Origin of the sequence: Streptomyces sp. FH025 (assembly GCF_017427025.1) — a bacterium.
Lineage (GTDB): Bacteria > Actinomycetota > Actinomycetes > Streptomycetales > Streptomycetaceae > Kitasatospora.
On sequence record NZ_JAFLNG010000250.1, the window covers coordinates 1 to 9,972 of the forward strand.

A 9,972-nucleotide genomic window follows, 5' to 3' on the forward strand; every position below is an offset into this window, starting at 1 on the left:
CAGCTTCGCCAACGGCGCCGGCTACACCCGGATGGCCGACGTCCCCAACTCCTGGGACTACATCGACCTCTCCTTCGGCGAGCCCACCTCCGTCACCTCCGGCGACATCCGCTTCAACCGCTGCTCGCCCACCGACTGCCCGACCGTCGAGTCCGACGCCGACTTCAAGGCCGCCATCGCCGCCAAGCGCGCCCAGGGCAAGAAGGTGCTGATCTCGATCGGCGGCCAGAACGGCCAGGTCCAGCTGACCACCACCGCCGCCCGGGACACCTTCGTCAGCTCGGTCTCGGCGATCATCGACAAGTGGGGCCTGGACGGCCTGGACATCGACTTCGAGGGCCACTCGCTCTCCCTCAACACCGGGGACACCGACTTCAAGAACCCGACCAGCCCGGTCATCGTCAACCTGATCTCGGCGCTGAAGACCCTCAAGGCCAAGTACGGCCCGGGCTTCGTGCTGACCATGGCGCCGGAGACCTTCTTCGTCCAACTCGGCTACCAGTACTACGGATCCGGCCCCTGGGGCGGCCAGGACCCGCGCGCCGGGGCGTACCTGCCGGTCATCTACGCGCTGCGCGACGACCTCACCCTGCTGCACGTCCAGGACTACAACTCCGGCTCCATCATGGGCCTGGACAACCAGTACCACTCGATGGGCGGCGCCGACTTCCACGTCGCGATGACCGACCTGCTGCTCAAGGGCTTCCCGGTGGCGGGCAACACGAACAACATGTTCCCGCCGCTGCCCGCCTCGAAGATCGCCGTCGGCATGCCGGCCACCACCAACGCGGGCAACGGCTACGTCGCCCCGGCGGAGGTGAACAAGGCGCTGGACTGCCTCACCAAGCTGACCAACTGCGGGACGTACGTGCCGCGTTCGGGTGCCCAGCCGAACCTGCGCGGGCTGATGACCTGGTCCATCAACTGGGACCAGTTCGGCGGCCGTGAGTTCTCCAAGAACTTCGACGGCTACTTCGGCCGCTGACCGGAACCTCCCGGGGGCCGTGCTTGAACCTGACACCCGTGTGAGGTCCGAGCATGGCCCCATGGCGACCACACAGCGCACAACTCCGGTGCCCGGTAAGGCTTTCCCGCTCCCCGCCCTGCTGGCCCTGGCCACCGCCGTCTTCGTCACGGCCCTCACCGAGAACCTGCCCGCCGGCGTCCTGCCCGGCATGAGCCGGGCCCTCGGGGTCAGCGAGTCCGCGGCCGGGCAGACCGTCACCGTCTACGCGATCGGCACCGCCGCCACCGCGATCCCGCTCACCGCGGCCACCGCCGGTTGGGGGCGCAAGCGACTGCTGCTCACCGCGATGGCCGGCTTCGCGGTGGCCAACACCGTCACCGCGGCTTCCACGAACTACCCGCTCACCCTGGCCGCCCGCTTCCTCGCGGGCGTCGCGGCCGGCCTGGCCTGGGCGTTGCTCGCCGGCTACGCCCGACGGCTGGTGCCGGTCGAACAGCAGGGCCGGGCCATGGCGGTGGCCATGGCGGGCGTGCCGGTGGCGCTGTCACTGGGAGTGCCGGTCGGCACCTTCCTGGGCCGGGTACTCGCCTGGTGGGTGCCCTTCCTGGCCATGACGGCACTGGCGGCCGGCGTGATCGGCTGGATCGCGGCGCTGCTGCCGGAACAGCCCGGCCAGCCGGCGGGCGAGCGCGCCCCGGTGCGGAGCGCGCTCACCGTCCCCGGCGTGGCGCCGGTGCTCGCCGTGACGGTGCTCTTCGTACTGGCCCACACCATCCTGTTCACCTACGTCGCGCCCTTCCTCGACCGGGCCGGCCTCGGCGGCGCCGCCGACACCGTGCTGCTGGTCTTCGGACTGGCCTCGCTGGCGAGCATCTGGTTCGTCGGAGCCCACATCCACCGCCGGCTGCGGCTGCTGACGATCGGCGGCGCGCTGCTGGTCGCCCTGGCCGCGGGCCTGCTCGGCCTCCTGTCGAACAGCACGCCGCTGGTGTACCTCGCCGCCCTGCTCTGGGGCCTGGGCTGGGGCGGCGCACCGACCCTGCTGCAGACCGCCGTCGGCGACGCGGGCGGCGAGCGGGCGGACGCCGCCCAGGCGATGCTGGTCACCCTGTGGAACGCCGCGATGGCGGCGGGCGGGGTGGTCGGCGGGCTGGTGCTGGGCCGTCTGGGCACCGGCGCCCTGCCCTGGACGGTGCTCGCCCTGCTGCTGCCCGTCCTCGCCGTGACCCTCGCCGCCCGCCGCCACGGCTTCCCGCCCCGGCGCTAGGCCATGTCTGACAATTGGCGTCGCGCGCCCGGCGGGAATTGTCAGACAGGCCTTAGGCCGCCAGCAGTCGCTTGGCCCCCTCGATCACCTCGGGAGACGCCTTCGCGATGGAGCCCGAGGCGTACGGCGGCTGCGGGTCGTACTCGATCAGCAACTGGATCGCCTGCGCCGTCGCGTCCCCGGCGATCAGGCCGGTCAGCGTCAGCGCGAGGTCGATCCCGGCCGAGACCCCGGCGGCGGTGGCGTACTTGCCGTCCATGACGACCCGCTCCGTCCCGGTCGGCTCCGCCCCGAACCGGGGCAGCCCGTCCAGAACACCCCAGTGCGAGGTGGCCCGGCGGCCCTTGAGCAGCCCGGCCGCGCCCAGGATCAGCGAGCCGGAGCAGACCGAGGTGGTCCAGGTGGTGGTCGCGTTCACCGCGCGCACCCACTCCAGCACGGCCGGGTCGCCGAGCTGCGCCTCCGTCCCCGGTCCGCCGGGGACGAGCAGCAGGTCGGCCGAGTCCACCTCGTCCAGGGCGGCGTCGGCGGTGATCGCCAGACTGGTCATGTCGGTGCGGACCGGGCCGCGCCGGGCGGCGGTGAACACCACCTCGGCGCCCGGGATCCGGGACAGCACCTCGTACGGGCCGACGGCGTCCAGGGCGGTGAAATCGGGGTAGAGCAGAACGGCGATGCGCATCAGTGACCTCCGGTCGGTTCGGGACGGAAGCGGCGTCGGTACTCGGCGGGCGGGGCGGCCACGGTCCGGACGAAGGCGCGCCGCATCGCCTCCGTGGTGCCGTAGCCGCAGGAGCGCGCGATCTCCTCGATGCCGTCGTCGGTGTCCTCCAGCCGCCGCCGGGCGGCCTCCAGCCGGACCCCGTCCACGTACCGGCCCGGGGTCACCCCCACCTCGGCGGCGAAGGCCCGGGCGAAGTGCCGTGGCGACAGCGCCGAGCGGCGGGCCAGCTCCTCGACCGAGAGGTCGGCCTCCGGATGCTCGGCGATCCACCGCTGGACCTCGCGCAGCGGCTGCCGGGCCGCCACCTGGGCGGCCAGCTGGGTGCTGAACTGGGCCTGGTTGCCCGGCCGACGCAGGAAGACCACCAGGTGACGGGCGATCAGCAGCGCCGTGTCCCGCCCGAGGTCCTCCTCGACCAGGGCGAGCGCCAGGTCGATCCCGGCGGTGACCCCGGCCGAGGTGGCGATGTGCCCGTCCCGGACGTGGATCGGGTCCGGGACCACCTCGACGTCGGGGAAGCGCCGGGCCAGCTCCTCGCAGTAGGCCCAGTGGGTGGTGGCCCGGCGCCCGGCCAGCAGCCCGGCCTCGGCGAGCAGGAAGGCCCCGGTGCACACCGACACCACCCGCTCGGCCCGTCCGGCCAGCTCCCGGATCCGCGCCACCAGGGCGTCGTCGTCCGGGGCCCCGCCGCGGTGCCCGCCGGGAACCAGCAGGGTGTCCACCGGCCCGACCTCGGCCAGGTCCGCGTCCGGCAGCAGCCGCAGTCCGCTGTGGCTGCGCACCGGCCCGCCTCCGGGGGAGGCGGTGGTCACCCGGTACGCCCCCGGCCGCCCGGCGGCGGCGCCCGCTCCCGCGAACACCTCCAGGGGGCCGGTCACGTCGAGGCTCTGCACGCCCTCGTAGAGGACGACGACCACGCTGTGCGCTCTCATACGGCCAGCGTGGCACCGGGCCGCGATGGCAGCAATGACCTGTTTCCCACCTTTCCTGCCATCGGTGAAGGGCGGGAAACAGGGGAAAACGCCGGAAGGCCCCTCGCTTTCGCGAAGGGCCTTCCGGCTGTCTGTGCGCCGCCAGGGACTCGAACCCCGGACCCGCTGATTAAGAGTCAGCTGCTCTAACCAACTGAGCTAGCGGCGCCTGCTGACGTGGAGAACATTACCTGGTCAGCGGCCGAAACACACAATCGGCCCGGACGCCCGCCCCGACCCGGCTCAGGCGGTCAGCACCACCTTGCCCCGGACGTGTCCGGTGCCCACCAGCCGGTGGGCCTCGGCGGCCTTCTCCAGCGGCAGCGCCTCGGCGACCTCCAGCCGCAGCCCGCCGGCCTCCCACAGCCGCACAAGCTCGGCCAGCCGCTCGGCCGTGCGGGGCGCCCGCAGCCCCCGGACGCCCAACCGCTCGGCGGCCGGGTAGTCGACCACGGTGCCGATCCGGTCCCTGTCGGCGACCAACTCGACCGAGGCCTCCAGCGCGCCCCGCCCGGCCGCGTCGAAGGCCGCGTCCACCCCCTGCGGCGCCACCGCCCGGACCCGCTCGACCAGCCCCTCGCCGTACGCGACCGGGATCGCGCCCAGCTCGCGCAGGTAGTCGTGGTTGCGCTCGCTGGCGGTGCCGATCACGGTGGCGCCCCAGGCCCGGGCGAGCTGGACGGCGACCGTGCCGACCCCGCCGGAGGCGCCGTGCACCAGCACGGTGTCGCCGGGGCCGACCCCGAGCAGGGTCAGCGCCACGTGCGCGGTCTGCCCGGAGGCGGAGAGCGAGCCGGCCTGCTCCCAGGGCATCCCGGCGGGCTTGGCCACCAGCTGCGCCGCGTCCACCGTGACCAGCTCGGCCTGGCAGTTCAGCAGCCGGAAGCCCAGCACCTCGTCGCCGACCCGCCGGCCCTCGGTGCCCGGCCCCAGCCTGTCCACGACCCCGGCGAACTCGTTGCCGAGGACGACCGGCGGCTCGACCGTCACCCCGGGCGGGCTCCACCCGTCCCGGATCGCGAGGTCCGCCGGCTGCACCGCGGCGGCGAAGACCCGGACCCTGACCTCGCCGGGCCCGGGCTCCGGGTCGGGCACCTCGGTGACCCGCAGGACCTCCGGACCGCCGAACCTCGGCACGGTGACCGCCTTCATGGGGGGCTCCTGTTCCCTCGACCGCCTGCTCGGCAGGTCGGATCGCTCGACCGCTCGAATGCCCCTGATCCTCGAACATGAAGTGCGCTCTAGGTCAAGCTACTGTTCGGCGTGGTTTCACTGATGGGCGCATTGTCAGATTTATCCTGGGCGGCGCTCAGCCGTCCGTCGTCGAGAGGAACCTTTCCGTGGGCCAGCTGCCCCTGTTCTTCCTGGTGCTGCTCGCCTCCGTGGTGACCATGCCGCTCGCCCGCAAGACGGGGGTGCCACAGCCGGTCCTGATGACCCTGCTCGGCATCGTCATGGCGCTCGTCCCACAGATCCCGGACGTCTCCATCGAGCCCGAGCTGATCCTCCCGCTCGTCCTGCCACCGCTGATCTTCGCGGTCGCTCGGCGCTCCTCGGTGCGCTACTTCAAGGCCAACGCCCGCTCGATCCTGCTCCTGGCCATCGCCCTGGTGGTGGTCACCACGGCGGCGGTGGCCGGGGCCGTGCACTGGCTGCTGCCCGCCCTGCCGATCGCCGCCGCCATCGCGGTCGGCGCGCTGGTCTCCCCGCCCGACCCGGTGGCCGCCGTCGCGGTGGCGGGCAGCGTCGGCCTGCCCCGGCGCCTGGTGGCGATCCTGGAGAGCGAGGGCCTGTTCAACGACGTCACCGCGATCGTCGTCTACTCGCTGGCCATCGAGGCCATGGTCAGCGGTGACTTCTCGGTCGGCCACGCCACGCTGCGCTTCGTCCTCTCCGCGGTGCTCGCCGTGGTCGTCGGCGTCGCCCTCGGCTGGGTGAACGCCAAGCTCGCCGAGCGCCTGGACGACCCGACCCAGCAGGTCGCTCTCAACCTGCTGGTGCCCTTCGCCGCCTACGCCATCGCCGAGGAGATCCACGGCTCCGGCGTGCTCGCCGTCGTGGTCTGCGCGCTCTACCTCGCCGAACGGGCCTCCGACGCCGACGCCGTCTCCTACCGGCTGGTCGGCAACGCCTTCTGGGAGGTCGTCGAGATCCTGATCACCGGCGTCGCCTTCGGCCTGATCGGCCTGGAGCTGGCCACCGTGCTCAAGGAGGCCGGCCGCGGCTGGACCGGCTTCATCGGCGACGCCGCCGTGGTCATCGCGGTGGTGGTGCTGGTCCGGCTGCTCTGGCTGCTGCCGGCCGGCTGGCTGTCGAAGCGGCTGCGCTCCGGCGACGAGGAGGACACGCCGTTCAGCTGGAAGGAGAGCGTGATCCTCTGGTGGTCCGGCATGCGCGGCGTGGCCACCGTCGCCCTCGCCCTCGCCATCCCGCTCACCCTGCACTCCGGCGAGGACTTCCCCGAGCGCGGCCGGCTGGTCTTCATCGCCTTCAGCGTGGTGCTGTTCACCCTCCTGGTCCAGGGCCTCACCCTGCCCTGGCTGGCCAAGCGGCTCGAACTCGACATCGACCAGGACAAGCACGAGCAGGCCGTGCGCCAGCTCTGGTGGCGGGCCGCCAAGGCCGGGCTCAACCGGCTCGGCGAGCTGGAGGAGCAGGACCGGCTGCCCAGCGAGGTCGCCGACCGACTGCGGGACCGTCAGCACGACCGGCTGGCCCGGCTCTGCCCGGAGAACTACGCCGAGGAGGAGGCCGCCGAGGCCAAGCTGCGGCTGGCCCAGTGGCGGGCCGCCCGGGACGTCGAGCAGGAGATGATCGCCGCCTCCCGCCGCGAGATGCTCACCGCCCGCAGCGAACCCGGGGCCGATCCCGAGCTGGTCGACGAGGTGCTGCGCGGACTCGACCTGCGCTCCGAACGGAAGTGACGGGCCGTCCGGCCGCCGGGCGGCGTGGTTCCCGTCCGGCGGCCGGAATGCGCACGACCGGCTCCGGGGTTGCATAGGCTGAACCCGGGCAGGCCGTCAACGGAGTCGGCGCCACCAGTACCCGCACGACCTCGCGAAGAACCCTCACGCCTGGCCCTGCCGGTTTCTGCACCCAGATGAATCGAGGAGCCACCGATGTCGGAGACCCGCGCCGACGCCCGCACCCCGCTCGACCGCACCCCGCAGTGGGCCGCCCTGGCCAAGCACCGCACCGAGCTGAGCGACACCCACCTGCGCGAGCTGTTCGCCGCCGACCCGGAGCGCGGCCGCCGCTACACCCTGCAGGTCGGCGACCTGCACGTGGACTACGCCAAGCACCTGGTCACCGACGAGACGCTGGAGCTGCTGCGCCAGCTGGCCGCCGCCACCGGTGTCGCCGAGCTGCGGGACGCCATGTTTCGCGGCGAGAAGATCAACAACACCGAGCGCCGGGCCGTCCTGCACACCGCGCTGCGTGCCCCGCGCGACGCGGTGATCGAGGTCGACGGCGAGAACGTGGTGCCCGCCGTGCACGCCGTCCTGGACAAGATGGCCGCCTTCGCCGACCGGGTCCGCAGCGGCGAGTGGACGGGCCACACCGGCAAGCGCATCCGCACCGTGGTCAACATCGGCATCGGCGGCTCCGACCTCGGCCCCGCGATGGCCTACGAGGTGCTCCGCTCGTACACCCGGCGCGACCTGGACGTCCGCTTCGTCTCCAACGTGGACGGCGCCGACCTGCACGAGGCGGTGCGCGACCTCGACCCGGCCGAGACGCTGTTCATCGTCGCCTCGAAGACCTTCACCACCATCGAGACCATCACCAACGCGGTCTCCGCCCGCACCTGGCTGCTCGACGGCCTCGGTGCCGGCACCGAGGCGGTGGCCAAGCACTTCGTCGCGCTGTCCACCAACGCCCAGGGCGTCCAGGACTTCGGCATCGACACCGCCAACATGTTCGAGTTCTGGGACTGGGTCGGCGGCCGCTACTCCTACGACTCGGCGATCGGCCTCTCGCTGATGATCGCCATCGGCCCGGACGCCTTCCGCGAGATGCTGGACGGCTTCCACCTCGTCGACGAGCACTTCCGCACCGCGCCGCCGGAGCGCAACGTCCCGCTGCTGCTCGGCCTGCTGGGTGTCTGGTACGGCGCGTTCTTCGACGCCCAGGCGCACGCGGTGCTGCCGTACTCGCACTACCTGTCCAAGTTCACCGCCTACCTCCAGCAGCTGGACATGGAGTCCAACGGCAAGTCGGTGACCCGCGACGGCACCCCGGTCGACTGGCAGACCGGCCCGGTGGTCTGGGGCACCCCCGGCACCAACGGCCAGCACGCGTACTACCAGCTGCTGCACCAGGGCACCAAGGTGATCCCGGCCGACTTCATCGGCTTCGCCAAGCCCGTCGCCGACCTGCTGCCGGGCCTGGTCGCCCAGCACGACCTGCTGCTGGCCAACTTCTTCGCCCAGACCCAGGCGCTGGCCTTCGGCAAGACCCCGGAGGAGGTCGCCGCCGAGGGCGTGCCGGCCGAACTCGTCCCGCACAAGACCTTCAAGGGCAACCACCCGACCACCACCGTCCTGGCCGGCGAGCTGACCCCCTCGGTGCTCGGCCAGCTGGTCGCGCTGTACGAGCACAAGGTGTTCGTCCAGGGCGCGATCTGGAACATCGACTCCTTCGACCAGTGGGGCGTCGAGCTGGGCAAGGTGCTCGCCAAGCGGATCGAGCCGGTGCTGCTCACCGGTGAGGGCGCCGAGCAGCTGGACAGCTCCACCGCCGAGCTGGTCGCCCGCTACCGCTCGCTGCGCGGCCGCTGAGCCCGGGCCGGGCCGTCCGCTGCGGCGGGCGGCCCGGCCGGCTTTTTGTGTGCGGACGCAAAACGCCGGAAGGCCCTTCGCTTTCGCGAAGGGCCTTCCGGCTGTCTGTGCGCCGCCAGGGACTCGAACCCCGGACCCGCTGATTAAGAGTCAGCTGCTCTAACCAACTGAGCTAGCGGCGCCTGCTGACAGAGAAGACTCTAGCAGTGGCCCGCGTCCGAGCCAAAATCGAATACCGGTCGCCCCGCGTTCACCCGCCGGTCACGACGGCCGGCCCGGCCGGGGCCGCCGCGCCGGGCTCGCGCGCGGCCCGTACGCAGGCCCACAGCATCGTCGAGGCGCCGGGCAGCCAGGGCTCCCGGTCCTCCGGGGCGACGACCCACCGGCCGGACCCCTGGCCGGGGGAGTCCGGGCCGTGCACCATCCGCTGCAGCGGCGGCACGGTCACCGCGTCGCCCTTGCCGTGGCACAGCAGCGGCGGGACGTCCCGGGCCCACTCCTCCCAGGCCAGCAGCCGGCGCAGCCGGGGAGCCGCGCCGGGCCGGACGAACAGCAGGACGCGCCCCCGGTAGCTCGCGACCGGGCCGCAGCCGGGGCCGGAGGCCCACAGCTCGTCCAGTACCCGGCGGCCGAACAGGGACGGCATGCTGATCACGTCGAAGGCCCGCCCGCAGGGCAGCACCGACGGCGCCCACGGTCGGGCCTCCCACAGGGCGCGCATGCTGGCCGGGTACTCGCTGGCGGAGGCGAGCCAGGCCTCTCCGGCCGCGGTGACGTACTCCACCGACTGCTGCGTCAAGATGTCCACGCCCAGCAGCCTGGGGGGTGCGGAGCCCCGGTGTGGTGGAAAGGGCCGTTCCCCGGACAGGGCGGCGGGGCATCGCGTACCCTCCGCCGCTGGCATATGCCAGGGGCCCGGGATCAGTCCTCGTGGCGGCGCGGCTGGAGCAGGCCGCGGCCGTACTCGATCATCTTGGCGGCGTAGTCCGGGGTCCAGTCCGCCCGCTCGGCGATCTCGGCGTTCGACAGCGCGTCGAACCGGCGCGGGTCGGCCAGCTGGGCGGCGGCGACCGCCTGGAAGTCGGTGGCCCGCTCGGCGGCCGCCCGGAAGGCCAGGGCCAGTTCGGTGGAGCGGCGCAGCAGCTCCGCGGGGTCGTCGATCGACTCCAGGTCGAAGAATCGTTCCGGCTCCGGCTCGGCGGACTGCGGCTCGAACAGCAGCTGCGCGGGACGCAGGCGCCGGGTGGGATCGGGCGCCTCGG

General features: G+C 72.8%; 9 protein-coding genes and 2 tRNA genes. 4 read left to right on the plus strand and 7 right to left on the minus strand.

Going from position 1 to position 9,972, the window contains the following annotated elements; all coding sequences use genetic code 11:
* Both J0670_RS18805 and J0670_RS18810 read left to right on the plus strand, forming a co-directional pair.
* Window positions 1-985, plus strand: a 985-nt coding sequence (locus J0670_RS18805; RefSeq protein WP_207812780.1) for a chitinase, incomplete at its 5' end; no start/stop codon positions are given.
* A 61-nt stretch (window positions 986-1,046) separates the two neighbouring features.
* A complete protein-coding gene (locus tag J0670_RS18810; protein WP_207812781.1) occupies window positions 1,047-2,234 on the plus strand; it encodes an MFS transporter in 1,188 nt (395 codons plus the stop codon).
* A gap of 52 nt (window positions 2,235-2,286) precedes the next feature.
* On the opposite strand, the gene J0670_RS18815 is transcribed toward J0670_RS18810, so the two are convergent.
* From J0670_RS18815 to J0670_RS18830, 4 genes are all read right to left on the minus strand, one after another.
* Complete coding sequence (locus tag J0670_RS18815) at window positions 2,287-2,916, minus strand: DJ-1/PfpI family protein (protein WP_207812782.1); 630 nt, start codon at window positions 2,914-2,916, stop codon at window positions 2,287-2,289.
* Window positions 2,916-3,890 (minus strand): GlxA family transcriptional regulator, encoded by a 975-nt coding sequence (locus J0670_RS18820; RefSeq protein ID WP_207812783.1) that lies wholly within the window; start codon window positions 3,888-3,890, stop codon window positions 2,916-2,918. The genes J0670_RS18815 and J0670_RS18820 overlap by 1 nt, the downstream gene beginning before the upstream one ends.
* A 134-nt stretch (window positions 3,891-4,024) precedes the next feature.
* Window positions 4,025-4,098, minus strand: a tRNA-Lys gene (locus tag J0670_RS18825).
* Window positions 4,099-4,172: 74 nt separating this feature from the next.
* Window positions 4,173-5,081, minus strand: a complete 909-nt coding sequence (locus J0670_RS18830) for an NADP-dependent oxidoreductase (protein ID WP_207812784.1) — start codon at window positions 5,079-5,081, stop codon at window positions 4,173-4,175.
* Between the two features lie 188 nt (window positions 5,082-5,269).
* On the opposite strand from J0670_RS18830, the gene J0670_RS18835 reads away from it, so the two are divergent.
* Both J0670_RS18835 and pgi read left to right on the plus strand, forming a co-directional pair.
* Complete coding sequence (locus J0670_RS18835) at window positions 5,270-6,853, plus strand: Na+/H+ antiporter (RefSeq protein ID WP_207812785.1); 1,584 nt, start codon at window positions 5,270-5,272, stop codon at window positions 6,851-6,853.
* A 195-nt stretch (window positions 6,854-7,048) separates the two neighbouring features.
* The gene (pgi, locus tag J0670_RS18840) at window positions 7,049-8,710 is read left to right on the plus strand and encodes a glucose-6-phosphate isomerase (protein WP_207812786.1); all 1,662 of its coding nucleotides are present in this window, start codon (window positions 7,049-7,051) and stop codon (window positions 8,708-8,710) included.
* A gap of 108 nt (window positions 8,711-8,818) precedes the next feature.
* Here the strand turns inward: pgi and J0670_RS18845 are convergent.
* The 3 genes from J0670_RS18845 to J0670_RS18855 all read right to left on the minus strand — a co-directional run.
* A tRNA-Lys gene (locus J0670_RS18845) sits at window positions 8,819-8,892 on the minus strand.
* Between the two features lie 68 nt (window positions 8,893-8,960).
* Window positions 8,961-9,578: a bifunctional DNA primase/polymerase gene (locus J0670_RS18850; protein WP_374223125.1), complete on the minus strand. Its 618-nt coding sequence runs from the start codon at window positions 9,576-9,578 to the stop codon at window positions 8,961-8,963.
* Between the two features lie 53 nt (window positions 9,579-9,631).
* Window positions 9,632-9,972 (minus strand): hypothetical protein (locus J0670_RS18855; RefSeq protein WP_207812788.1); only part of this gene is annotated, 341 nt, incomplete at its 5' end.

Coding starts and splice junctions, on each gene's coding strand:
- J0670_RS18810 (WP_207812781.1), top strand. CDS start 1,047: ATGGCGACCACACAGCGCACAACTCCGGTGCCCGGTAAGGCTTTCCCG.
- J0670_RS18815 (WP_207812782.1), bottom strand. CDS start 2,916: ATGCGCATCGCCGTTCTGCTCTACCCCGATTTCACCGCCCTGGACGCC.
- J0670_RS18820 (WP_207812783.1), bottom strand. CDS start 3,890: ATGAGAGCGCACAGCGTGGTCGTCGTCCTCTACGAGGGCGTGCAGAGC.
- J0670_RS18830 (WP_207812784.1), bottom strand. CDS start 5,081: ATGAAGGCGGTCACCGTGCCGAGGTTCGGCGGTCCGGAGGTCCTGCGG.
- pgi (WP_207812786.1), top strand. CDS start 7,049: ATGTCGGAGACCCGCGCCGACGCCCGCACCCCGCTCGACCGCACCCCG.